The sequence below is a fragment of the Streptomyces marianii genome, from assembly GCF_005795905.1.
Taxonomy (GTDB): domain Bacteria; phylum Actinomycetota; class Actinomycetes; order Streptomycetales; family Streptomycetaceae; genus Streptomyces; species Streptomyces marianii.
In genome coordinates this window covers 2702892-2727290 of the sequence record NZ_VAWE01000001.1, presented here as the reverse complement: position 1 = coordinate 2727290, position 24399 = coordinate 2702892, and the positions used below count along the sequence as shown (strand labels likewise).

The window sequence follows — 24399 nt, the reverse complement described above, 5'->3', positions numbered from 1 at the left end:
ACGTAGCAAGCAGGGGTCTTACGTCCGCTTATCTGTGGGCTTCGTGTGCAGCATGTCGGTGCCGGGAGCGGCATCCGGGCCGGGCGCCGCCGGGGACCCGCCGTCCGTATCGGGCGCGGTCCGAGGTCCGGCGTCCGGGCCGGGCGCCGCCGGGTATCCGCCGGCCGTGTCCGGCGAGGCCGCGCCACCCCCGTCCGGGCGGTCGGCGAGATGCACGTACTCGGGCAGCGTCAGCCGGGCGAGCGCCCCGCCCCCCGGAGCGTTCCCGAACTCCAGCCGCGCGCCCATCACCGCGGCCTGGCCCACCGCGATCGTCAGACCGAGACCGTGGCCCTTGCCGCCCGACTCGGTACGGAACCGCTGCGGCCCGTGCTCCAGCAGGTACTCCGGATACCCCTCCCCGTGGTCCCGGACCGACACCACCGGCCCGTCCACGGTCACCACCACCGGCCCCGCACCGTGCCTGTGCGCGTTGGCGATCAGATTGCCGAGCACACGTTCCAGCCGCCGCTTGTCCGTCTCGACGCTCGTGCCTCGGACGACCAGCAGTTCCGTCTCCGAGCCGGTGGAACGCGCCATCCGCACCACCCGCTCGGCCAACGGCGCCAGTTCACGGATGTCGAGGTCGACCTTCTCCCGGCCCGCGTCGAGCCGCGATATCTCCAGCAGGTCCTCCGTCAGCGTCCGCATCCTGCGCACCCGGTCCTGCACCAGCTCCGACGGGCGCCCCGGCGGCAACAGCTCGGCCGCCGCGGACAGGCCCGTCAAGGGGGTGCGCAGCTCGTGCGCCACATCGGCGGTGAAGCGCTGCTCGCTCAGCAGCTTGCCCTGGAGGGTGGAGGCCATGGTGTCCAGCGCGCCGGAGACCGTGGCCACCTCGTCCTCGCAGCGCGCCGGGTCCTTCGTGCGGGGGTCGTTGACGCGCGCGTCCAGATCGCCCGCGCTGATCCGTCGCGCCACCTGCGCGGTCAGATGCAGCCGGCGGGTCACCCGGGTCACCGAGAAGGCTCCCGCCAGCAGCGTCGCGCCGATCGCCAGTGCGGAGGAGCCGACGATGGCCCGGTCGAGGCCCACGATGGTCTGCGCGCTCAGCGTGTAGTCGATCCGCACCGCCAGGGCGCGGCCGTCCGCCGGGCCCGCGGCCCACATCGTCGGCCGGCCGTCGACGTCCGAGACCACCGTGCCGCGCTGCCCGCGCAGCGCCAGCGCCCGCAGCCCGGACGGCAGCGCCTGCGGGTCCAGGGCGCCGTACCGCCCCATCGGCTCGCCCGCCTCGTACGCCTCGGTCGCGTCCTCCAGCCTCGACAGCGCCTTCTCGCGGGCCTGTTCCACGGTCTGGCGGGTCACCGACACATGCACCAGCGCACCGAGCAGCGCCGCCAGCGCGCAGCACATCACGGTGATGAAGACCGCGGCCTTCCAGGTGAGCGTGGCGGTCCAGGCCGGCCGGCGCAGCCGCGGCCGGCCACGGCGGAACGGCGTGCTGCCGGTCATCGTGCGTCCGCCGACGACTCGGGTGCGGGCCGGGACGGCTTGACCCGGACGATCTCGTCGCGCGCGGGGAGCATCGCCCGCTGCCGCTCGTCCCAGGACCATGCCGTGCGGTACTCGTAGCCGGGAATGCCCGCGGACACGGCCCGCAGGATCAGGTCCCGGCCGGCGAGCTCGACGCTGACGATCGCCTCCGCGTCGGACATGATGCGCGTCAGCCCGCCCTTCTCCGGCATGTACACCCGGATCGCCGTCTGCTGCTCGGGCATCGTGATGCCGACGATCAGCTCGTCCTTCCCGTCGCCGGTGAGATCGCGGTAGTACGGCTTCAGCACCGGGCACTTCGCCGGCTTCGTCCGGCACTCGCGGATCTGCCGGGCCGTCTGCTCGTAGAGCCCGTCGGGGCCGGTGACCCGGCCCGGGTGGGCGGCCACCTCCGCCTGGACGACGGCGACCGGGTCCACGGCGTGGACGTCGCCGCCGGGAACCGCGATCCCGCGGATGTGTTCGGTGTCGCTCTCGCCGTAGTCGACCGGGGGTGCGGATATCTCCGGCAGTTCCGGCCACAGCCGCACCGGGCCGACGGCGGTCGGCGTCGCCCCGGCGCTCTCCAGCCCGCCCGCGTCGTCGCAGCCGGCGAGCAGCAGTGCGGCGGCGACGGCGGCGAGCGCGGGGCGGGGGGCGCGATGGCGTGGCAACGGGAGTCCTGGGAGGGGTCGATTCGAATGCGGGCCGCCCTCCAGGGTACGGAAGTCCTTTTTGCCCCTTGCGGTGGGTCTCTGGATGTTTTGGGATTGCCTGTCCGTGGGGCCGGACGTTCCCGGCCGGACGGGGCTCTCGGAACACGCCCCACGGCGGGGGGCGCCGTACACCGCACCTGCCGTGTGCCCGGCCCCTGTTGCCGCAGGGCTTCGCCGCGGCGGACGGGAGGCTCCGCACCGGTGCCCGCGCCGGCCTCGGCGGCGATCGCGATCGCGGCGAGGCCGCACGGGTTCCGGGCCCGACCGCGGGAGGTCCGCAGGGATGGACGGCGCCACGCACCACCGGAGCGGGACGGCCGCCGGGGCGGGGCGTCACGCGTGCGGGCGCAGTGCCGCGCGGCAGAGAGTGAGCAGGCGTTCGTCCTGCTCGATGTCGTGGCTTCCGGACCCCCCGTCCAGCACGTTGTGCCGCCGGGGCCGCGCGAGCTCCGCACGCAGCAGGGGCGCGGCCGGACCCGCCGACGGGCCCATCTCGGCGAGGCACTCGGCGATCTCGACCCGTCCGTAGCGGTTCTCCTCCCACGCGGTCCGCAGCACCGGCAGGGATTCCCGGGCCTCACCCGTGACCCGCCACAGGGCGACCGCCGCGTCCATCCGGAGCCAGCGTTCCGGCGAGGCGAGCAGGCCACGCAGCGCGGGCGCCGCGTCGGCCGCCGCCCGGCCGACCGCGCCGAGGGCCGCGGCGGCGGCGCGGCGCTCGTCCGGACCGTCCGCCGTGAGCAGCTCGCGGAGCACCGGCACCACCTCGGCCACGTCCCCCGTCGCCGCCCACAGCGCCCGCGCCGCGGCTGCGACGACCGACGAGGACGGGTGCGAGGACGCGCCGCCGAGCAGTGCGCGGAGCTCCGGTGCCGCCGGAAGGGCGGCGGCCCCGAACGTCGTGAGGGCCCGCAGCGCCGCCTCGGTCACCCACTCGCCGCCCCGCGCCGGCGCGCCGCGCAGCACCCGCAGCACCCGCAGCACCTCGGGCAGCGCCTCGGCCGCCCGTACGCCGGCGAGTCCGGTCAGCAGTGGTACCGCCCGGTCGTAGAGCTGCTCGTCCAGGCCCACCTCGCCGAGTCGCCGCCGCAGCACCGGCACGAGAGGAGCGGCCCGGTCGCCGAGGTACGGAACGGCGAACGCCGCGTCGCGCGGCAGATCCGGCTGCTCCAGTGCGCGGGCGAGCGCCGGGACGGCACGCGCGTCACCGAGCCGGGCGAGGGCGACGAGCGCGCGACGGTCCGCCGGCCGTTCCCCGCCGGCGCTCCTCACCCGCTCCGCGAGCGCGTCGGCCGCGGGCAGCGCCAGCCCGAAGAGGCTCTCCAGGAGGCTGACCGCCGCGCCGTGCAGCAGCGGATCGGGGTCGCCGAGCTGCGTGCCGACGAGTCGCACCACCTCGTCGTACGGCCCGCGCCAGGCCCGGATCAGCCCGTGGCACATCCACACGGCGTCCGTGCGCTGGTCAGGATCGGCGCTGGTCAGCTGGCCGGTGAGCAGCGCGATCCGGTCGTCGACGCGGTCACCGAGAGCGGAGTGGAGCGTCCGCAGCAGGTCATCCGCCCAGGGCGCGCCCGGCCGGCGGTCGTCCCCCGCCGCCTCCGCCCCGGACCCGGCCTCCGCCCCGGACCCGGCCTCCGCCCCGGACCCGGCCCCCGGGCCGGACCCGGCCTCCGCCCCGGACCCGGCCCCCGGCCCGGACCCGGCCCCCGGCCCGGACCCGGCCTCCGCCCCGGACCTGGCCTCCGCCCCGGACCTGGCCTCCGCCCCGGACCTGGCCTCCGCCCCGGACCCGGCCTCCGCCCCGGACCCGGCCCCCGGCCCGGACCCGGCCCCCGGCCCGGACCTGGCCTCCGCCCCGGACCTGGCCTCCGCCCCGGACCTGGCCTCCGCCCCGGACCCGGCCCCCGGGCCGGACCTGGCCTCCGCCCCGGACCTGGCCCCCGGCCCGGACCTGGCCCCCGGCCCGGCGCCCGCCGCGGCCTCGTCCGTGGCCCGCAGCAGCGCGGTCGCCGTCGACGCCACGTCGTCGGGCAGGAGGCCGGGTGCGCAGCGTGCCAGCTGGGTCAGTGCGGAAAGCCGCAACCCGGGCGGCCGGTCCGGGGCGAGCAGCGTGGTCAGCCAGCTCACCGACTCGGCGCGGAGCGGCTCGTGGCGCAGCGCGATCCGCCCGACCGCCTCGACGAGTGCGAGCCGTACCTCCGTGTCCCGTTCCCCCTCCAGCCGGGTCCTCAGGAGGGCCAGTACCCGCGCCGGGTCGCCGTGGAGCATCGCGAGGGCGCACGGCGCCGCGAGCCGGACCCCGGCGTCCGGGTCGCCCAGCAACCCGACGAACACGTCAGCCCCTGCGGCCACCGCGGCGGCGGCCATCGCGTAGTTCGCGGCGTCCTCGAACTCCTCGTCCTCCGGGTCGAGTTCGTCGTCGTCGAGGTCGATGCCGCCGATGCTGGTCAGCAACTCCACGATGGCGCCGCGGTCCTGCACCTCGGGGCTGGCGACGAGTTCCAGGAGGAAGGGGATGCAGGCCAGCGTGGAGTCGTACACGTCGCCTTGGTGGTGTACCGCGGTGTACATCCCGTCGAGCGCGGTCTCCCGCTCGGCCGGATCCGCGGAGGCGAGCGACCTCAGCAGCCCCGGTACGTCGTCAGCCGGACCGTACGCATGCCCCATCGAGGCCCAGTCGACCTCGTCCATCCCCGTGAACACGCCGTTCCCTTCCGTGAGCCGGATGCCTGGGGAGAGTGTGCACCAGGACGGCGGAAACCCACCCCGCGCAACTGAGCCGGATGAACGCGTTCGCCGGACGGGCAGCGGGCTGTGCCGGCCTTGCCGGGCGCCGCCGGTCACCGGTGACCGGCGAGGTGAGCGGCAAGGTGGCCGGTGGGGTGGGGAGCGGTGGGAGGGGGCGACGACCGGACTGCGCGTCACACCGGAAAGTGCGTACCGGCGTTCACGCCTCTTGGTCTCTCCGCCGGCAGTCCGGCGGGTGCCGGCGCCCTCGGACTCCGGGGGCGCGTACGGCCCGCGGCCGCCTACGGCGCGGGAGCGCGCCCCGGTCGTACCCGGACGCATGAGCGCCCGCAGCCGTCGACACGGCTGCGGGCGCGGGACCGCACGGTGCGGGCGGGGCTCAGCGCAGGTTGTCGCCCCAGCCGCTCTGCAGCATGGTCTGGAAGGCCCACCGCCCGTCCCGTCTGATCAGGACGTCCGCGTACCGCAGCTGCTGGGTCGTGCCGCCCGCCGTCATGGTGGAGTCGGTGAAGACGACCGCCATCGCCGGGCCGAGGAAGACGGGCGTACGCACCGACTCGAAGGCGATGTCGTCGGACCCGTCCCCCATGACCTGGGCCATGGTCCGGACGTACTGCTCGCGGTCCCACTGGGCGGAGGCACCGCTGCCCGCGGAGTCGTCGCTGACCAGATTGAGCGGGAAGACGGCCATGTCGGCCATCCGCTCGATGTCACGGCGCGCTGCCGCCGCGTCGTACTCGGTGAACCACGCCTGGATCGAGGCGAGTTCGTCGGGGGTCGGGAGGTACCCGGTGTCGGGAAGCTGGGGCACACACGCTCCTTCGCGCAGACGTGAGAGGCTCGTCAAACTTGACTAATGGAGACCGTATTCCCGCCGATGCATTTAGTCAAACTTGATTAATGAGGTCGCTCCGGAGCCGGTGGACCGTGACGACGGCGTGCCGGGCGGTGCCCCGCTCTACCTCGGCCACCAGCCCGGGCTCCACCGCGCTGTACGAGGAGTCCCGGATGCTCGTGGTCCCGCGCGGCCATCCCTTGGCCGACCGCGCGTCGGTGACCGCGGAAGAACTGGCCGGAGAGGAGGCGGCGCCGTGCCCGTTCGAGACCGTGGACTGGACGTCCTACCGGATCCTCGGGGCCGGCGTGCCGCCGATCGAGAGCTACGAGGACAAGCTCGAACCCGTCGCGGACGGCAGGGCGATCGCCGTGCTTCCGGTCGGCGATCGGCGTAGCTCACTGCGTCCCGACCTCGTCACCGTCCCGATCGAGGGCGCTCCCGCCAGCCAGGTCGTCCTGCTCAGCCGCAAGGGCGACCCGAATCCGATGATCAGGAATCTCCGGCTCGCGGCCAAGGCCGTCCTGACCGCCCCAGCCGCCCCGGCCGCCTGACCGGGACCAGCCGACCCGCTTGGCGCCGAACTGCACCGGGCGGTGCTCACGGACGAGCCTGCTGTGGGGCTGCGACTTGCCCCGGACTTCCCTTCATCCGTCGAAGGCCTGACCTCCGAAGCGTCCATCGGCGGTGAGGTCGACGTAGCCTGAGGGCCAAGCCCGCTGCTCACCCCTCGGGCCGTACGCGCACGAACCGGGCGGCCTCGTGGCGTCCGGTCGCCTGGCGCAGTTCAACGGCGAGAGGCTCGGTGAGCATCCGCACGGGCCCGTGGTCCGGGTGCTCCGTCAGCTCTCCCAGATGACCGCGTACCAGTTCGCCAACCTGCCGTGACTGCGTCGAGGTCAGCTGAGGCGACGTCTTCACGGTTCGATCATCGGGGAGCCGGACAAGAAGTGCCCGCGGCCGATCCACCGGGCCGAAGACGCCGAGCAGTGCGCCGTCTCGCGTATCGGAATGCCGGATCTTCCTCCAGGCCCAGGTAGCTCCTGCCCGATAGGGCGAGTTCAGCGCTTTCGCCACGGTCCCTTCGACGCCCAGGGCCCTCATGTCACGGAACCAGCCGTGGGCTGTTTCCTCATCCAGCGTTACCAGCACACGCTGAAGTGGTGGGCCGACGTCCCGCAGCGCCGCTCCGAGCAGCTCCCACCGGTCCCTCAGAGGCAGAGCCCTGACGTCCCGGCCCGGAATGGCGAGAATGTCGAACGCGATGTAGGACACCGGGACTCCCATCCGCTCGCGATCGCTGTGGGACCGGAGCAGGTCGGTGAAGCTCAGTCGCCCCTCCCGGTAGGCGCACAATTCACCGTCCAACACGATTCCGGGTGGCAGATGGTCTCGCAGGTATGCGGCAATCTCGGGGAACTCCCCGGAGAGATCCCTTCGTGAGCGTGACTGCAGGAAGACCCGTCCGCCGTCCAGGACGAAGGCGAGGGCGCGGAATCCATCGAGCTTGAGGGAGTACTGATAGCCCCCGGGCGTGCTGTCGTGCTCGGGGATCTCGTCCGCCGGCCGGGGGCGCATGACGTCGACTGGCGGGAGAAGGGCCACTCTCGGCGAGCTCTGATCCATGCAGCCAGGTTCAACCCGTGCGGTTCTCAGGGCTGGGAGGGGCTCGCCACCCTCGTTGGCCCGTCACCGGGACGGCCTCATGGGCCACGCGAGCATCGTTCGCGGACGGCGTGCGCGCGATCGAGGGGGGTACGACGACGGCTGGTCTCGGCAAGCTGTTCGCGAAGAACGGCGTTCTCCGCCGGCACAGCCGTGATCACCGTGGCCGCCGCGTCGAACCGGTCCTGGAACCGGCGGCGTTCCTGACGGTTCGTACGGAGCTTGCGGCGCGCCTCGCCGAGCCTTTGACGATGTCTCGAACGACTGGCGGGAGGGGGTTGTTTCAACCGTGCACCATTCCCCTCCGGCCAGTAGCCCTCACGTCAGGACTCAGCAGCTTGTCTGGAGACCGGCACCAGGGTGTCCCACCGGATGACGTTGGCGTGGCTCCTTGGGAAGCCTTCGTCCGGGCCAGGGCCGGCGAGGCCGTGGGCCGGAGTTCCGGCAGGTGGCTGCTATCCGAATTCGCTGATGGTGAGCTGCGCTCCCTTTGCCCAGCCGTACGGCGGGTACTGCGGGTCGAAGAACTCAAGGTTGCCGCTGGCGGCGGCCACCCAGTTGGCCCCGTGCAGATTGATGATCTGGTTGTACACGTCCTGGGAACTGGGTACGGAGCCTCCGGTCTGATTGGCGAAGGACTCTGCGGCCCACGCCACTGTCAGTACGGCATCGTGGTTCATGATGGCGTACCCGTCACCGAGTTCATTGTCGGTGTGTCCGAGTTCCTTGAAACTCGTCCGGAATGAGGTGAAGCCGGGCGGGTTGCTGCCGCTCGTCTTCCAGCTCTCCGGGCTGAGTACGGACACGTCGACCACTGTGATCTTGTCGCGGGCAAGTTTCTTCACGCGCTGTGGGTTCCCGCTGAGGGCCGAGCGCCCCGACCAGCATGTCACGATCGTGATCGGGCTCAGGACGCCTGCTTGGTCGCAGAGTCCGCGATTGGCCAGGGCCTTGATGAACTCGGGGAAGTCGTTGTCCCGGCCCGCGTAGAAGACCAGGTCCGAGTTCGAGTAGCAGATGTTCTGCACGGACTGCCCGAAGAGATTTGGAACCACATCTTTCCCCGCGTTCGTCCCCGAGTATCCGGTGCGGCGTGTACCGATGATCTTCTTGAATTCTTGGTCGAAAGCTTCTCGGAGGGTCTTCACGTAGAGGTCGTCGTTGTTGTCGTAGACGAGGAATCCTTGTTGCTCGTCCCCCAGGCGCCCGAGGTGTTTTCGCACTGCGGTGATGTGCTCGAGGTTCGAGGGAGACGTCTTGAAGAGGTAGGGCGATTGGAGACTCGTGGCCGTCAGGGGTCCGCCGACCGCCGGGATCTTCAGTTCGGACAGCCGGTCCGCCAGTCGCTGCGTCTCCGGAAGGCTGACTCCGAGGCCGACGGCCCCGACGACCGGATGGTTGCCCGACCTCATTCCGGCCAGCTGATCCGCGACCGTTTCCCAGTGCTGCTGTCTGCTTCCCTCGTTGGCCAGAAGAAGTTGCACACCGGGGACCGTGCCGGGCAGGCCTGTCGTACTCCGTTCCTTCAGTCCGGGGCAGGCGTTGGCGCGGCACTGGGCGGTATAGGCGCCGGCCAGGCTCTCGCGGATGGCAGTCCACGACAGCGGACTGTTGTCGTTCGCCGAGTACGGCATCACGAGCGCGACTCGGACAAACGGCTTCCGCTTGTCCGAGGCCGCTGCCTCGGCAACTCGCTGGTTCTCCTGTGCAATCTTCCCCACAATCGTCCTGAGTTCGGGGCCGAAGGCGTCGGAGCGGATGATCGGGTCGGCGACACCGACGCATTCGGAACCTTTCAGCGTCAGTTCGCTGACACAGTCGGTGCTCGGCGGTGGCGCGCCTGGGATGTCAACCTGGCTGATCACGATCAGGGCAGGGACCAGTACCGCCGCTGCCGCTCCCGCGCTCACCGCCCGCCACTTCCGCACCCGCCGTACTCGCGGGGCCCGTAGGGGCGGTGGCTCGACCGTGGGACGCAAGGCGTTCACCAAGTCCCTGCTCGTGGGCCTCTTCGCCGGGTCCCTGTCCAGCGCGGCACCGAGCAGCGGGAGGAGGTCGTCCGACAGGCCGCTGAGATCAGGCGACTCGTCCGGGCCGGGATACGGATGCTCCGTTCCGTCCGGCAACACGAAGCAGCCTCGCCCGCGTGCAGCGCAGCCGACGGTCAGCGCCCAGGCCCAGACATCGGCCGGAGGGCCGGCCGGAGGGCTGTCCCGCCTGAGCTGTTCAGGGGCCAGATACGGCAGGGTGCCCAGGACGTGCCCTGCCTTTGTGAGCTGCTCCTCGGTAAGCTGCCCGCCGTCGACGAACCGGGCGATGCCGAAGTCGATGACCTTGGTGCCGTGCGGACCGAGCAACACGTTGGACGGCTTGAGGTCGCGGTGCACCACGCCGCGCGAGTGGGCGGCCTCGAGCGCTCCAGCCAGATCGAGCGCCAGCTTCCGTACCGCGTCCGGGGGCAGAGGACCCTCACGGAGCCGGTCCGCAAGAGTTGGGCCGGGAACGTATTCGGTGACCAGGCACGGTTTTCCCGGCCCGGAGAATGCGGCGAGAACCGAGACGATGCGGGGGTCCCGAAGTGTCTGCAGGATTCGGGTCTCGCGAGCGAAGCGCTTCTGAAACTCTTCGTCAACCTCCCGCGACGGCAGAATGGTCTTCACCGCGACCTCATTGCCTGTCGAATCCCGCGCCAGGTAGACCACACCCATTCCACCCTGTCCAATTCTGCCCCGCAGGATGTATCCGTGCAGTTCGGATGGGTCGTTCGCGTGTAGTGGATTCACCATCTGGACTCCCCCTCACAGGTGTCATATCGAGTCAGACATTCGGCTCTGAATACCATTCGACGACCGGTGGCTCGGCGTTCTCGTCAATGAACATGAGGAATTGGTAACCCATGAGCGATATTGATCGCTTGGGAGCCGGAGGTCGGTCGATAGTTGAGCGGATGATTTCGACTGTTGGTGTGTGGGTGAGCTGTACTGAGGGGTGGACCTCATGACCCGAGGTGAGTCAATGGCTGTTTCATCCAAGGGTTTTCGAGTGCTTCACCCTCCTCGCGGACCTTCGCGCAACCGTGTACCGGCGGGTGCATCAGGCTGGAGTGCCACGTGATTCCGTAACTGGCGTGATGGTGAAACCGGCCTGGGTGACCCGTTCGAGGTCATAGCGAGGCATGCCGGGTGTCGCTGCCTCCGGCGGGAGTGTGACCTGGGCAAAGGGCCGTCCCGCAATCCTGGGGGACCAGCGCGCGGCGTCAGATGCGGTGCATCGCAAGGCGGAGAGTCGTCGTGTCGAACGCGCAGGTCACGGCTGGTGTCGCCGCGTAGCGAGGGCGAGCGCGGGCTTCATCGGGGCCGCAGTCCCCCCGGGGCGGGGGTCACGGCAGCGTGCCCGCCGCGGCGGGGTCGGCCAGCGGCGCGAGCAGATCCCCGTACCGGTCGAGCCTCGCCGGGATGTCGCCCAGACGGAGGACCAGATCGTCGGGCGACCCGCAGCCCTCGACCTCGTCCCAGGTGACGGGCGCGGACGCGGTCGGCTCGGTGCGGGCGCGCAGGGTGTAGGGCGTGGCGGTGGTCTTGGCCGCGGAGTTCTGGCTGTGGTCGACGAAGACCTTGCCCGGTCGCAGGGCGCGCGCCATCCGGTGCACGACCAGTTCCCCCAGCGCCGCCTCGGCCTCCACGGCCAGGCCCTTGGCATACGTCGAGACCTCATCGGACGGGGTCGGCTCCAGCGGCACCAGAAGGTGCAGACCCTTCGAGCCGGAGGTCTTCGCGTACGCGCCCAGGCCGTCGGCCGCCAGCCGCTCCCGCAGCCACAGCGCCACGTCGCAGCACTCCACGACGGTGGCGGGAGCCCCGGGGTCGAGATCGAGGACCATCCGGTCGGCCCAGGCCGGCCGGTCCGCCTTCCACTGGGGCGTGTGGAACTCCACGACCAGGTTCGCCGCCCACATCAGGGACGGCAGGTCCTGGACGACCACCTGCTCGCCGGTCTCGCGGGAGGAGCGCGGCACCTCGGCGACCTCCACCCAGTCGGGGGTGCCGGGTGGCGGGTTCTTGGTGAAGAACAGCTGGCCGTCCGGGCCGTCGGGATAGCGGAGGAAGGACAGCGGCCGGTCCCGCAGATGCGTGAGGATCGCATCCGCGATGGTGGCGTAGTAGTGCAGCACCTCGCCCTTGGTGGTCCCGGTGGCCGGATGGAGCACCTTCTCCAGATTGCTGAGGGCCAGACGCCGCCCCTCCACCTCGGTGATGGGCGTCATACGATGAGAATCCCATGAATCCCTATGTATCGGATGAAAGGGATGGAACGGTGCGATCCATCTGGAACGGCGCGATCTCCTTCGGGCTGGTCAGCATTCCGATCAAGCTCGTGAACGCCACGGAGAGCCGCTCGGTCTCCTTCCGTCAGATCCACACCCAGGACGGCGGGCGCATCCGGTACCGCAAGGTCTGTGAGCTGGACGACCAGGAAGTACCGCAGGCGGAGATCGGGAAGGCGTACGAGGACGCGGACGGGACGATGATCCCCATCACCGACGAGGACCTGGCCTCGCTGCCGCTGCCGACCACGAAGACGATCGACATCGTCGCCTTCGTCCCGGCCTCGGAGATCGATCCGCTCCAGATCGACGGCGCGTACTACCTCGCGGCGAACGGCGTGCCCGCGGCCAAGCCGTACACGCTGCTGCGGGAAGCCCTCAAACGGAGCAAGAAGGTCGGACTGGCCAAGTTCGCCCTTCGGGGGCGGGAGCGGCTGGGCATGCTCCGCGTCGTCGACGACGTGATCGCGATGCACGGCCTGCTCTGGCCCGACGAGGTCCGCCGGCCGGAGGGGGTCGCACCCGAGACGGACGTCACGATCCGCGACGCGGAACTCGACCTGGCCGACGCGCTGATGGACACGCTCGGCGACGTCGACCTCGACTCGCTCCACGACGACTACCGGCAGGCGGTGGAGGAGCTGATCGCCGCGAAGGCGGAGGGCGTCGAACTGGAGCCCCAGCCCGCGCCGACGGGCGGCGGCAGGGTCATCGACCTGATGGCCGCACTGGAGAGCAGCGTGCGGGCGGCGAAGGAGGCCCGCGGTGACGAGGCGGCGGAGGTCTCCGCACCGGTCACGGAGCTGAAGTCGCGCAAGAAGGCGGCGGCGAAGAAGACCGCGTCGAAGGAGGCGGCGAAGAAGACGGCCGCCGGACCGGCGGCCAAGAAGGCGGCGGCGAAGAAGACGGCCGCGGCCGGCTCGTCGAAGGCGGCGTCCTCGAAGTCCTCGGCCAAGAAGACGGCGGCGAAGAAGGCCGCCGCCAGGAAGCGCGCGTCCTGAAAGCTCCGTGGCGGGCGGTCGCCCGGGGTGCCGTTCGGGTCACGGGCGTCGGGGCCGGTGCTCGTCCCGGGTGCTGGCGCCGAGGTGCCGCCGCCCGGGTACGGACTCCCGCCGGCGCAGGGGGCCCCGGCGCGGCCGCCCGGACCGTGCGCCCTCCCGCCCCCGCTCCCCGGTCCTGCCTGCCCCGCCCCCGCCCCCGCCCCCACTCCCGCCCGTCGGTGCGCAGCCGCTCCGGGAGAACGTGCTCGGGCACGGCCGCCCCTGCCGCGGCGTTCGCACTACGCCTTTCGGCCGATGCCGTAACACCTGCACGCGGAGCAGGTGTTGAGGGAGCATTGACAGCCCAAAACTGCCCGGTTACTTTCGGCCCAGGCCGAAAGTGCCGGGCTCTTCGCTCGTTTCCCCAGGTCCCCAGGGCTTCCGGAGGCCCCCATGAAGACAGGGTTCAAGCGCGCCACCGCTCCTCTCGCACTGCTCACGCTCACCACGCTCACGGTCGCCGGATGCGGCGGCGACAGCGGCGCCGAGTCCAAGAAGGTCACCGTGTGGATGTACCCGGTGATCATGGATCCGAAGGCCAATGCGGCGTACTGGGACGGGATCGAGAGAGGGTTCGAAACGAAGGAGAAGGGCGTCGACCTCCGCATCGAACAGCTGCCCTGGGAGAACCGCGACCAGAAGCTCGCCACCGCCTTCGGCAGCGGCAAGGGCCCGGACGTGGTCCTGCTCGGGCCCGACCAGATTCCGCAGTACCAGGCGAACGGCGCGATCCGCCCGGTCGACCGGGCCATCGAGAAGGCCAGGAGCGCCTTCCGCCCGAACGCCCTGGAGGCGATGAGCCAGGACGGCAAGGTGTACGCTGCACCGATCTATCACACCGTCACCAGCACTCTCTACAACAAGAAGCTGCTGGAGAAGGCGGGCATCGCCGAGCCGCCCGCGACCTGGGACGCCATCAGGGCCGCGGCCCCGAAGCTGAAGCAGGCCGGCGCGTCCACGCTCGACTACTCCGCGAGCAACGAGGCCTCGCTCAACATGAGCTTCTACCCGCTGCTCTGGCAGGCGGGCGGCAGGGTCTTCGACGACGGCGGCAAGAAGGCCGCCTTCAACGGTCCCGAGGGCGTCGAGGCGCTGTCCTTCCTCGTCGACCTGTACAGGAGCGGGGCCGTGCCGAGGTCCGCCATGAACAACGCCAACCTCTTCACCGACCAGGCGCTCGGCAAGCAGCAGGTCGCCATGGGCTACACCAACACGCCCGCCGACGCCGTACTGGCCGAGAAGGCATGGGGCAAGGGCAACGTGATCGTCGGCCCCGCCCTCACCGGGCCCGGCAAGCAGGTCTGCTTCGGCATGCCAGGCGGGCTCGGCATCAACGCCAGGTCCGGGAACGTGACGGGTGCCGAGAAGTTCATCGCCTACATGGTCGAGCCGGCGCAGATCGAGTCCATGGGCAAGGCCGGCGGCTTCTTCTCCCCGCGGACCGACGTGACGGTCCCGAACGACAGCACCTACGCCAAGGAGTACCAGGAGGCGCTCAACCACACCTATCCGGGTGAGCCGAATCCGGCGGCGCGTCAGCTGATGGCGCTGATCAGCCCGGAGATCCAGGCCGCGCTGACCGGGAAGAAGAGCCCCAAGGCGGCCCTGGACGCGGCGGCCGCCGAGGCCGACGAGTTGCTGGCGCGTCAGCGTTGAGAAGGACCGCCACCGACTCGATCGCCCCGGACGAGGGGGACGGACTGCCCGGAACGAGCGGCCGGCCACCCGGTGCGAAGGCCACCGGCCCGGGGGACCGGAGCGGCCCCGGCCGCCCCGCCCCCGGGGCACGGAGCCGGATCCTGCGGCGGCGCGAGGCACTCGCCGGCCTCGCTTTCGTCGCGCCGATGCTCGTGCTGTTCGTCGTGTTCCGCTTCGGGCCGACGCTCGGTGCGGCGTTCCTCTCCGTCACCGACTACCGGCTCAGCGGGGAATGGACGTTCATCGGGGCCGGGAACTACACCCGGCTCCTCGGCGACGACCTGTTCTGGGAGAGCCTCGGCGTCACCGCCGTCTACACGGTCCTGTACGTGCCGATGACCGTCGCCCTCGCCCTCGGCACCGCCGTGCTGCTCCACCGCACCCTCTGGATGCGCGGCTTCTTCCGCGGGCTGTTCTTCCTCCCGTACGTCACCAGCATCGTGCTGGCCGCCGTCATCTGGAAGTGGATCTACGAGGTCCAGGACGGGCTGCTCAACGCCTCACTCGGCGTCATCGGCGTCGGCCCCGTCGACTTCCTCGGCAGCGAGTCCCTGGTCCTGCCGTCCATCGCCGCCGCCTCCGCGTGGAAGGGCTTCGGCTACTCCATGCTCATCCTGCTCGCCGGACTCCAGTCCATCCCGCGCGAGGTCACCGAAGCCGCCACCATCGACGGCGCGAGCGGCTGGCAGCGCTTCCGCTGGGTGACGCTGCCCCTGCTGCGGCCGGTGCTGTTCTTCGTCCTCGTCATCGAGGCGATCCTCGGCTTCCAGGTCTTCGACGCCATGTACGTCATGACGGCCGGCGGCCCGGTCCGCGCCAGCTACTCGCTCGTGTACTTCCTCTACGACTCGGGCTTCAAGTTCTTCGACTTCGGCTACGCCAGCGCGGTCGGCCTGGTCCTGTTCCTCGTCGTCCTCGTCTTCTCGCTCGTCCAGCGGAGGCTCATCGGAAGGGATGCGGACTGATGGCGACCCCCTCCACATCCGCCGAACGGCCCGTGGCCCCCGTGCCCCCGGCCGCGACCCCGGCCGGGACGGCACGGGCCCCGCGGCCGCCGTCGGCCCGGCTGGGCCTGCCCCTGCTGCTCGTCCTGGTCGCCGTGGTGACCGTCACGCCGTTCGTGGTCATGGTGCTGGTGGCGTTCGCCCCCGCCGGGGGCCAGACCCTCCCGGGCGCCTTCGACGTCACCCGCGCCACGTTCGCGAACTTCACGGACGTCCTGGAGAACGCCGACATCACCCGCTGGGCCGTCAACTCGCTCGTGTACTCGCTGGTGTCGGTGCTGCTCATCCTGCTGTTCTCGTCGATGGCCGGCTACGCGTTCGCCAAGAAGCGCTTCCCCGGCCGGGAGATCCTGTTCTGGTCGTTCCTGGCGACGCTGATGGTGCCGTTCCAGGCCACCCTCATCCCGTACTACATCCTCGTCTCGGAACTGGGCGGCGTGGACACGTACTGGGGCCTGATCGTGCCGACGCTCGCGAACTCGCAGGCCGTGTTCCTGATGCGCCAGTTCATCGTGCAGCTGCCCGACGAGCTGTTCGAGGCCGCGAAGATCGACGGCGCCTCCGAATGGCGTATCTACACGACGGTCGTGGTGCCCCTGATCCGGCCCGTGCTCGCCACGCTGGGCGTGTTCGTCTTCCTGTGGCACTGGAACGACTTCCTCTGGCCGCTGGTCATCGGCCAGTCGGAGGAGATGCGCACCCTGACCGTCGGACTCGCGACCCTGGAGGGGGAGAACGTGGCGATCAACCAGATCATGGCCGGAGCGACCATCACCGTCATCCCCTGCCTCCTCGTCTTCGGACTGCTCCAGCGCTACCTCACCGACTCGATCGCCACCTCCGGGCTCAAGTCGTGACCCGGCCGCGCCCGGCGACGGTCGCCGAGGCCGCCGCGCTCTGTCCCGGCCCGGTGCTGGAGACCTTCGGCACCCATGTGACGGCGCCTCACCTCACGCGCCTCGTCGCCGAGAGCGGCGCACACCGCATCGCCTCCGGTTCGGAGACGCCGTCCTCCTCGGTCCGCGCATCGGACAGGGCCGGGTACCGCCGGCCAGCCTGGACGAGCCGGACCGCGCCCAGATCCCGAACGGCGCCATGGACGCCCTGCCGAACGGCGCCGTGGACGCCCTGCCGACCGGCTCCCGCCAGCACCGCGCCGGACCGGTCCGTCCGGCGCGCCGCCGCACGCGGCTCTCCGCCGTCAGACGCGGCTGCGCGGTCAGACCCCGAGATCCCCGAACGCCTCGATGGCCCGCAGGGCGTCCGCCTGCGCCATCCCAGGCGGCTGCACGCGCAGGACCAGCCCGTCCGCACCCATCTCCGCGTAACGGCCGATCCGTTCCCGGCACTCGCCGGGCGAGCCGATCACCGAGCGGGCCGCGATGTCGTCCCACTGCTGGGCATAGCGCGCCGCGTCGGCCGACGTGCGCTTCCAGTCGCCGTACGCGTCGTACAGCCCCCGCAGCGGTCGCTCCAGCGCCGCCCGCGCCCGCTGCGTGGTCGCGGCCGCGTACCCTTCGCGGCAGACGATGACCTCGGCGCCCAGTGAGGCCGGACCCTGCGGGTACGACCGGTAGGCGCGGATCTTCCCGGGCAGTTCCTCGTCCGTCTCGTTGAAGGACGTGGTCCAGCCGTCGCACATCCGGGCCGTGCGCTCCAGCGCGGCGGGCACCCGGCCGCCGTTCCAGATCCGGGGCCTCGGATCCTGCACGGGCCGCGGTGACAGGTACGCCCCGTCGACACGGGTCCAGCGGCCCTCGAACGTCACCTCGTCCTCGGTCCACAGCCGGGTGAGCAGTTCCAGGCACTCCTCGAAGCGCGGCACGCGCTGCTCCGGCCGGGTGCCGAACAGCGCGAACTCCTCGGGCCGGTAGCCCAGGACGAACCCCGCGGTGAGCCGGCCGCCCGACAGTACGTCGATGTGCGCGAGCGTCTCGGCGAGCCACACCGGCTGGTAGACCGGAGCGATCAGCCCGGCCGTCGCCAGCCCGATCCGCTCGGTGTGCGCGGCGAGATAGGCCAGGGAGGTGAGCGCCTCGTGGTAGCCGGGCCGGTGCAGATGGCGCTCGCCCAGCACGACCCAGGCGAACCCGGCCTGTTCGGCGAGGCGGACCTGCTCCACCGCGTCGGCGAGCCGTGGCCGATCGGCCTTGTCGGCATAGAGATTGACGTAGAGGCCGAGGCGCATGGGAGCGGAATCCCTTCCTTTACGGTCCGGACCGTAAAGGCTAGCGTAGCGGCGACGACCGCAACAGACAGGAGAGAACGCCCATGTCCGCGACGGACCTGCTGGTGCGCCGGCTCCGCGGCACCGTGCTGCCCGCGGTCGCAACCCCCATGGACGGGCGGGGAGTCGTCGACTTCGCCGCGCTGCGCGGCTACGCCGGGCACGTCGCCGGCCAGCCGGTCGGCGGCGTCGCCGTCTGGGCGCACACGGGCCGCGGACTCCACCTCTCCGAGGAGGACCGCCGCCGGGTCCTCGCGGTGTGGCGGTCGGCGGTGGACGGGCCGGTCGTGGCGGGCGTGGGCGTGCCGCGGTCCGTGCGGGCCGGGCGGCCGCGCGACGCGGTGGACGCCACGGTCGCGATGGCCGTGCAGGCGGCCGAGGGGGGCGCGGACGCCGTCATGGTCTACCCGTCGGCCCTGCTGGCCGGTGACGAGGACGCCGCCGTCGCCCTCCACGAGGAGGCGGCCGCCGCGAGCGGCCTTCCCGTGCTCGGCTTCTTCCTGCACGGCGAGGCGGGCGGATACCCCTATCCGCCGCGGCTGGTCGGCAGGCTCCTCGGTCTGCCCTCCGCGGCCGGCCTCAAACTCGCCACCCTGGACCGGGCGATGGCCTGCCAGGACGCGATCCGCGCGGCCCAGCCCACCGGGAAGCTCGTCGTCACCGGTGAGGACCGGATGTTCGGGCCCTCGCTGATGTGGGGCGCCGACTCGGCACTCGTCGGTATCGCGGCGGCCCGCGTACCGCTGACGACCGCGGTGCTGGACGCCTGGCGCGCGGGTGACCACACCGCGTTCGTCCGGGCCTCGGCGCGGCTCGACGCCTTCGCCGAGGCCACCTTCCTCGACCCCGTCGAGGGCTATGTGCAGCGCATGCTGTGGGCGGCGGTCTGGGAGGGCATCCTTCCGGAGGAGGCGGCGCACGATCCGTACGGCCCGGACCTGCCGGACGCGGAGCGCCGGGCCGTGGTCGACTGCCTGGAGAGGCTCGCGAAGGAGCCGGACGTGCTCCGCTGAGTGCGCTCCCCCGCCGGGGGCGCCCGGCAGGAGCGGCCGGGGGAGTGCCGGACGGCGGTGGGGCGGGCCACCGGGCGGGGCCCGGCGGCAGGACGGGAACCGGGCCCCGCCCTCGGGCGCCCGGCGGCGTCAGGCGGGGACCTCGAGGCCGAACAGCTCCGCGGCGTTCCGCCACAGCACCCGGTCCAGCTCCGCCGGGGTGAACCCGGCGTCCCGCAGCACGCCCAGCGACCAGCAGGGGTCGATGAGCGTCGCGTCCGTGCCGAACAGCATCCGCTCCACCGGCACCCCGGCCTCGCGCGCGTAGGCGATCCGGCCCGCGTCGGCGGCGGTACGGCAGTGCTCCAGGTACAGCCCCTCGCACGAAGCGGCCGCGTGCGCCGCCTCCCGCCACGCGTCCCCGCCCGCGTGGCCCATGACGACCCGCAGTCCCGGGCGCGCGGCCACCATGTCGGGCAGCTGGGAGACCTCCCGCCCCCAGGTGTGCAGCAGCAGCGGTACGCCCGCCTCGGCGACCACGTCGAACGCCTCGGCCATCTCCCGCGAGCCGGGCAGCCGCCCCGGATAGTGCGTGTGGATCTTCGCGCCGACGAACCGCCCGGAGTCCAGACAACGGCGCAGGTCCGCGGAGCTCTCCTCGATCCGGTTCGGGTTCACCACGGCGTAGCCGTACAGGCGCGGCCGGGACGCCAGCTCCTTCGTCAGCGCGGCGTTGCCCGCGACCGCGTCGTACACCACCGCCTCGGACGCCGACACCAGTTGGAGGTCGATGCCGTACCGGTCCATCAGACGCAGGTTCTCGTCCGCGTCGCCGCAGGTGAGGTGGAACTGCCAGCGGCCCACATGGGCGTGCACGTCGATGATCGGCATCAGCTCAGCAGCTCCTCGATGTTCCTCGTGGCGATCGCGTCGCGCTCGTCGTCGGAGATGTCCGCGTAGCGCAGCCGCAGCGTCAGCGGCGAGATGTCCATGAACGGGGTGCGCGAGCCGAAGACCAGATGGCGCGCCCCCACCGCGTGCACGACCCGCTCGACGGAGTCGGGACCCGACAGCATCCGGGTCGTCACCCGGAACCCAGGCTCCTCACGTGCCATCAGCAGGAAGTCCGCCAGCAGATACGCGTGCAGGTCCAGGAAGACGACATCGGCCCCGCGGTCCATCAGGGGCGGGCCGTAGCGGCGCGGGTCGCCGTCGTGGAGCAGCACCATCCCGCGCGCCAGGGCCAGGTCGACGACCCGCCGGTAGCCGGGGAAGCCCGGGTCGGCGGCCTGCTCGACGGTGAACAGCCGCAGGAAGCGGACTCCCGCGGCCGCCAGTTCGTCCAGCCGGTCCTCGGCGGTCATCGCGTCCCGGACGTCGACGGTGCCCACCGGCAGCAGCTCCGGGCAGTCAGCGAGGTCGCGCAGCGTCTCCTCGTTGCCCGCCCGGTCGTCGAACAGCGGACCGCGCGTGGACAGCGCGAGGGCGCCGCAGACGGGGGAGCGGTCGAGGCGCCGGTGCACCTCCGCGAGCGAGGCGTCCCGGTGGTGCCGGGGCCACGGCCCGTACAGCACGTCCACGTCCCAGCCGACCTGCTCCCGTGGCGACGGTGTCAGCCAGTCGTACGCGGGCGGCCGGTCGTACTCGACCGTCGTGCTCGTGCTCATCGCGCTCCCACCTCGCCCAGCGCCCGGGCGATCCGGTCGACGTCGTCCTCGGTGTAGGCCTCGTTCCACTGAAGCACCAGCAGCGTACGGTCGATCAGCGTCTCCGCCCGGGGACACGGGCCCGCCGGATGGCCGGACAGTGCCGGATTGGCGTACAGGGGCCGTTCCAGATAGCCCGGCAGCGCCGGTACGCCCGCGGCCCGCAGGTCCTTCGCCCAGCGGGAGTTGTCGTCCACGAGCAGCGGCATCACCCACCAGGCGTGCCCGGTCCGCCGGGACGGGAGACGGACTTCCGGGGACGGCCCGAACCCCTCGACGGCCGCCGCGAACCGCGCTGCCCGCTCCCGCCGCACCCGTACGACCTCGGAGACCCGGGTCAGCTGGGCCCGGGCGACCGCGGCGACGAGCTCCGTCATCCGGTAGTTCAGCCCCATCGTGCGATGGATGCGGCCCTCCGCGCGGTCCCAGCCCTTGTCCATGAACAGCCGCATCCTGCGGGCCAGTTCCGGGTCGTCCGTGATGCTCAGACCACCGTCGCCCGCCGTGATGTGCTTGTACTGCTGGAGGCTGAAACAGGCGATGTCGCCGACGGTGCCGAGGAGCCGGCCGGTCTCGTCCTCGCCCAGCCACGCCTGCGCGCAGTCCTCGATCAGCGGCAGCCCGTGCCGGTCGCAGATCTCCCGCAGCCGGACCACGTCCGCGGCACCGCCGAAGAGATGGACCGCGACGACCGCCCGGGTGCGCGGAGTGATCGCCGCCTCCACCGCCTCCGGGTCGAGATTGCCGTCGTCCGCCCGCACGTCCGCGAACACCACCCTGCCGCCCTGGGCGAGGACCGGCGCGACCGTGCCGAAGTCCGAGATCGGGGTGGTGACGACCTCGTCGCCGGGACCCACCCCGGCGGCCGCGACCGCGAGATGCAGCGCGGCGGTTCCGGAACTGGACGAGACGGCCTCCGCCCGCCCGTACAGCGCCGCCATCTCCGACTCCAGCGCCCGGGTCTCCCGGCCGAACGCCCCGCACAGGACCGCCGAGTCGAGGACCCGGAGCACCGCGGCGCGCTCCTCCTCGCCGAAGGTCCTGCCACGCGGTTCGAGAACTGTGGGCAGTGGCATTTCCCGTTGCGGCATCGGGGGATTATCCTCTCGGCAGCACGCGATTATGGCCTGGGCCGAAACTAGAACCCCCGTGGTCGGCCGTCAATCACGAGCGCCCCCCGCGGAACGCGTCCCCGGCCCCGCCGGTACGTGCGTCACACCCCTCGCAGGTCGCCGCCGCGACCTCGGCAGAACGGAGACCGGGCCATGCCGCTCACGGTCGGCGTGATAGGCCCCGAGGACCTGGTCCGCAAGGTGGTCGCCGTCGGCGGCCAGGCGGGCGCGGGCCGGCTGCTGCCGCTCCCGTACCGCCACGAGGACGAGACGACGGGCGTCGTCACCGGCGCCGCGTCCGCCACGGACGCCCTGCTGTTCACCGGGGTCGTCCCGCACAGCCTCGCCGAGGCGGCGGGCGTCCTCGACCGCCCCGCGATGTACGTGCCCTACAGCGGCGCCACGCTGCTGCGGGCGCTTGTCGAACTGCTCCGGCTCGGCCACGACGTCTCCCGCGTCTCCATCGACACCCTGCGCCGCGACGAGGTACTGGAGACGCTCACGGAGGCGAAGCTCCCCACCGAGCACATACAGGTCCTGCCCTACCGGCCCGGACTCACCTCCCAGGACCTCGTCGACTTCCACCTGGAGGCGCGCGAGACCGGGCGGTCGAGGGTCGCGATCACCTGTCTCGGCTCGGCCTTCCACGTCCTGGAGCACCGGACCCACACCGTACGGCTCGCACCCTCGCGGCACTCGATCCTCGCGACCCTCCAGGCGCTCGCCCTCGCCACGGCGGGACGGCACAGCGGCGACGCCCAGGTCGCCCTCGGGGTCATCGACCTGCCCGGCGCGGACGACCGGCTCGCCGACGACGTGAGGATCCTCGGCGGCAGCCTCGCCGCCCTGCCCGACGGCCGGCGGCTCGTCGTCACCACCCGGGGCGTGCTCGAGAAGGCTACGGACCGGTTCACCCGCATCCCCTTCCTCGAAGGTCTCGCCGCCCGGCACGGCACCGCCCACATCGGCTTCGGCCTCGGGCGCACCGCCGCCGAGGCGGAGGCACTGGCGCGCCGCGCGGTGAACCGGGCCCGGTCCGTGGGGGCCGCCGCGGGCGTCGTGTCGATGACCGACGACGTCGACATCGTCATCGACGGCGCCGCGGGGGGCCCCGACGGCGCGACCGCCCCGCGCGGGGGAGCGGCGCTGCTGGCGCGGCGGTCCGGCATCAGCCCCCAGACGCTGGACCGGCTGCGGGAACTGGCCTCCGAGAACCGCGGAGAGGGACTCACGGCGCACGCGGTCGCCGAGCACCTGTCGGTGCAGCAACGCACGGCGCGCCGGATACTCAAACGGCTGGAGCGGGCGGGTGTGGCCGTCCCGACGGGAATCCGCCAGGAGGGGCGGACGGGCCGGCCGCCGATCGTGTACCGGGTACGGCTGTAGGCCGGCGGGCCGCCGGGCGGGGCGGTACTCCGCCAGGAACGGTGCGGTTCGGGGGCGGTGCTCCGCGCCGGGACGGGTGCCGTTCGGGGCGGCGGACCGGGCGAGGCCGCACCCCCGCCCGCGTCCGTTTGCGTACGGCCGCCGTGAGGGAAGTTACGGTCCGGACCGAAACGACGCCTGCGAAGGAGCTGAGCCGGCTTGAAGATCGCCTCGTTCCACACCCGAGTGGTCCGCGCCCCCTACCGACGCCCGTTCGCGATCAGCAGCGGCACCAGCCCCGAACTCGTCAGCCTGCTGGTGGAGGTACGCACCACCGACGGGGCGTCGGGCTTCGGCGAGGCCTCACCGATGACCGCGTACACGGGGGAGACCCTGGCCGGGCTGCGGGCCGCCCTCACCGAGCACGCGGCGCCCGCCCTCATCGGCCGCGACCCGCGCGATCTGGCAGGGGCGCACGCGGCCATGGACGCCGCGATCCGCGGCCAGCACCTGGCCAAGGCCGCACTCGACCTCGCCCTCCACGACCTGGCCGCCCGCGCCGCGGGCTGGCCCGCGCACTTCCTCCTGGGCGGGGCCGTCACCCATCGTGTGCCCAGCACGTGGGTCGTCGGACTCGGCAGCATCGCGGAGAGCGTCGAGGAGGCCGCGCGGTACGCCGAGCGCGGCTTCCACCACATCAAGCTCAAGGGCGGCGAGGATCCCGACCGGGACGTCGAACTCGTCGCCGCCGTGCGGAAGTCCGTCCCCGATTCCGTGTCGCTCTCCCTCGACGCCAACGAGGGGTACGCGCCGGGCAGCGCGCTCCGCACGGTCACGCGCCTCGCCGACGCCGGACTCGACCTCGTCGAACAGCCCCTGCCCCGCTGGGACCTGGCCGGGCTCGCCGCGCTGCGCGCCCAGGGCGGAGCACGGGTGATGGCCGACGAGTCGCTCCAGTCGCTCCACGACGCGCTGGAGATCGTCCGCCGCGGCGCCGCCGATGTGCTCAACATCAAGATCCTGAAGGTCGGCGGTCTCCACCGGGCGCGCCAGATCGCCGCCGTCGCCGAGGCCGCCGGCCTGTCCGTGAAGATCGGCAGCATGCCGGAGTTCGGCGTCGCCACCCTCGCCGCCGCCCATCTCTCAGCGGCCCTCCCGCACGCCACGGTCCCGCCCGACCTGGTCGGGCCCCTGCTCGTCGAACAGGAGCCGCTCGCCCCGGAGACCTTCGCGGCGACGAACGGCACGGGCCATGTCCAGCTCCCGGACCTGCCAGGGCTGGGCCACCGGCTGGCGCCTCTGTGAGCAGGCCCGGCCGTCCGGCGCGCTGCCTCCACCCGCCCGACGGGCACGTGGGCCGGTGCACCGCCCACGTGCCCGTCGGGCGGCCGACGTCGGGCTCGTGGTGGCGGGCGGCGTGGTGGCAGAGGCCGGTCACGCCCTGGTGGCCAC

Annotated in this window: 19 protein-coding genes; 8 read left to right on the top strand and 11 right to left on the bottom strand. The window is 72.1% G+C overall.

The annotated features are described in order from the left end of the window. Nucleotides 1–18: 18 nt before the first annotated feature. From FEF34_RS12175 to FEF34_RS12160, 4 genes are all read right to left on the bottom strand, one after another. Nucleotides 19–1494 (bottom strand): sensor histidine kinase, encoded by a 1476-nt coding sequence (locus FEF34_RS12175; protein ID WP_138053202.1) that lies wholly within the window; start codon nucleotides 1492–1494, stop codon nucleotides 19–21. Beyond that, complete coding sequence (locus FEF34_RS12170) at nucleotides 1491–2189, bottom strand: hypothetical protein (RefSeq protein ID WP_138053201.1); 699 nt, start codon at nucleotides 2187–2189, stop codon at nucleotides 1491–1493. The genes FEF34_RS12175 and FEF34_RS12170 overlap by 4 nt, the downstream gene beginning before the upstream one ends. Before the next feature lie 375 nt (nucleotides 2190–2564). Continuing rightward, entirely contained in the window at nucleotides 2565–4934 is a 2370-nt protein-coding gene (locus FEF34_RS12165; RefSeq protein ID WP_138053200.1) for a HEAT repeat domain-containing protein, read from the bottom strand. A 424-nt stretch (nucleotides 4935–5358) separates the two neighbouring features. Continuing rightward, nucleotides 5359–5790: a nuclear transport factor 2 family protein gene (locus FEF34_RS12160; RefSeq protein WP_138053199.1), complete on the bottom strand. Its 432-nt coding sequence runs from the start codon at nucleotides 5788–5790 to the stop codon at nucleotides 5359–5361. 89 nt (nucleotides 5791–5879) lie between these two features. On the opposite strand from FEF34_RS12160, the gene FEF34_RS12155 reads away from it, so the two are divergent. Then, nucleotides 5880–6368: a LysR substrate-binding domain-containing protein gene (locus FEF34_RS12155; protein WP_234042366.1), complete on the top strand. Its 489-nt coding sequence runs from the start codon at nucleotides 5880–5882 to the stop codon at nucleotides 6366–6368. Nucleotides 6369–6537: 169 nt separating this feature from the next. Here FEF34_RS12155 and FEF34_RS12150 read toward each other — a convergent pair whose 3' ends face one another. The 3 genes from FEF34_RS12150 to ligD all read right to left on the bottom strand — a co-directional run bounded on the left by FEF34_RS12150 (nucleotide 6538) and on the right by ligD (nucleotide 11743). Next, nucleotides 6538–7440 (bottom strand): ATP-dependent DNA ligase, encoded by a 903-nt coding sequence (locus FEF34_RS12150; protein ID WP_234042365.1) that lies wholly within the window; start codon nucleotides 7438–7440, stop codon nucleotides 6538–6540. A gap of 494 nt (nucleotides 7441–7934) precedes the next feature. Next, complete coding sequence (locus FEF34_RS12145) at nucleotides 7935–10265, bottom strand: bifunctional serine/threonine-protein kinase/ABC transporter substrate-binding protein (protein ID WP_138053198.1); 2331 nt, start codon at nucleotides 10263–10265, stop codon at nucleotides 7935–7937. A gap of 593 nt (nucleotides 10266–10858) precedes the next feature. Next, the gene (gene ligD / locus FEF34_RS12140; protein WP_138053197.1) at nucleotides 10859–11743 is read right to left on the bottom strand and encodes a non-homologous end-joining DNA ligase; all 885 of its coding nucleotides are present in this window, start codon (nucleotides 11741–11743) and stop codon (nucleotides 10859–10861) included. Nucleotides 11744–11793: 50 nt separating this feature from the next. Here ligD and ku point away from each other — a divergent pair, with 50 nt between their 5' ends. The 4 genes from ku (at nucleotide 11794) to FEF34_RS12120 (ending at nucleotide 16402) form a co-directional block, all read left to right on the top strand. Next, nucleotides 11794–12804 carry a non-homologous end joining protein Ku gene (gene ku / locus FEF34_RS12135; protein ID WP_138053196.1) on the top strand — a complete coding sequence of 337 codons (1011 nt, stop codon included), beginning with the start codon at nucleotides 11794–11796 and terminating at the stop codon, nucleotides 12802–12804. Nucleotides 12805–13236: 432 nt separating this feature from the next. Beyond that, nucleotides 13237–14499, top strand: a complete 1263-nt coding sequence (locus FEF34_RS12130) for an ABC transporter substrate-binding protein (protein WP_138053195.1) — start codon at nucleotides 13237–13239, stop codon at nucleotides 14497–14499. Continuing rightward, nucleotides 14496–15506: a carbohydrate ABC transporter permease gene (locus FEF34_RS12125; RefSeq protein ID WP_138053194.1), complete on the top strand. Its 1011-nt coding sequence runs from the start codon at nucleotides 14496–14498 to the stop codon at nucleotides 15504–15506. Before FEF34_RS12130 ends, FEF34_RS12125 begins: the two co-directional genes overlap by 4 nt. Then, complete coding sequence (locus FEF34_RS12120) at nucleotides 15506–16402, top strand: carbohydrate ABC transporter permease (protein ID WP_138053193.1); 897 nt, start codon at nucleotides 15506–15508, stop codon at nucleotides 16400–16402. The genes FEF34_RS12125 and FEF34_RS12120 overlap by 1 nt, the downstream gene beginning before the upstream one ends. Before the next feature lie 362 nt (nucleotides 16403–16764). Here FEF34_RS12120 and FEF34_RS12115 read toward each other — a convergent pair whose 3' ends face one another. Next, entirely contained in the window at nucleotides 16765–17733 is a 969-nt protein-coding gene (locus FEF34_RS12115; RefSeq protein ID WP_138053192.1) for an LLM class flavin-dependent oxidoreductase, read from the bottom strand. An 83-nt stretch (nucleotides 17734–17816) separates the two neighbouring features. Between FEF34_RS12115 and FEF34_RS12110 the strand changes: the two genes are divergently transcribed. Continuing rightward, nucleotides 17817–18785, top strand: coding sequence for a dihydrodipicolinate synthase family protein (locus FEF34_RS12110; RefSeq protein WP_138053191.1), 969 nt, complete (start codon nucleotides 17817–17819; stop codon nucleotides 18783–18785). 129 nt (nucleotides 18786–18914) lie between these two features. Here FEF34_RS12110 and FEF34_RS12105 read toward each other — a convergent pair whose 3' ends face one another. The 3 genes from FEF34_RS12105 to FEF34_RS12095 are packed head-to-tail and all read right to left on the bottom strand — an operon-like array spanning nucleotide 18915 to nucleotide 21561. After that, nucleotides 18915–19655, bottom strand: coding sequence for an amidohydrolase family protein (locus FEF34_RS12105; protein WP_138053190.1), 741 nt, complete (start codon nucleotides 19653–19655; stop codon nucleotides 18915–18917). Then, nucleotides 19655–20431 carry a hypothetical protein gene (locus FEF34_RS12100; RefSeq protein WP_138053189.1) on the bottom strand — a complete coding sequence of 259 codons (777 nt, stop codon included), beginning with the start codon at nucleotides 20429–20431 and terminating at the stop codon, nucleotides 19655–19657. Before FEF34_RS12100 ends, FEF34_RS12105 begins: the two co-directional genes overlap by 1 nt. Next, complete coding sequence (locus FEF34_RS12095; RefSeq protein WP_234042364.1) at nucleotides 20428–21561, bottom strand: DegT/DnrJ/EryC1/StrS family aminotransferase; 1134 nt, start codon at nucleotides 21559–21561, stop codon at nucleotides 20428–20430. Before FEF34_RS12095 ends, FEF34_RS12100 begins: the two co-directional genes overlap by 4 nt. Before the next feature lie 174 nt (nucleotides 21562–21735). Between FEF34_RS12095 and FEF34_RS12090 the strand changes: the two genes are divergently transcribed. Both FEF34_RS12090 and FEF34_RS12085 read left to right on the top strand, forming a co-directional pair. Beyond that, nucleotides 21736–22968, top strand: a complete 1233-nt coding sequence (locus FEF34_RS12090; protein ID WP_138053188.1) for a response regulator — start codon at nucleotides 21736–21738, stop codon at nucleotides 22966–22968. Nucleotides 22969–23166: 198 nt separating this feature from the next. Next, on the top strand, nucleotides 23167–24252 hold the full coding sequence (locus FEF34_RS12085) for a mandelate racemase/muconate lactonizing enzyme family protein (RefSeq protein WP_138053187.1): 1086 nt from the start codon (nucleotides 23167–23169) through the stop codon (nucleotides 24250–24252). The last annotated feature ends 147 nt before the right edge of the window (nucleotides 24253–24399 follow it).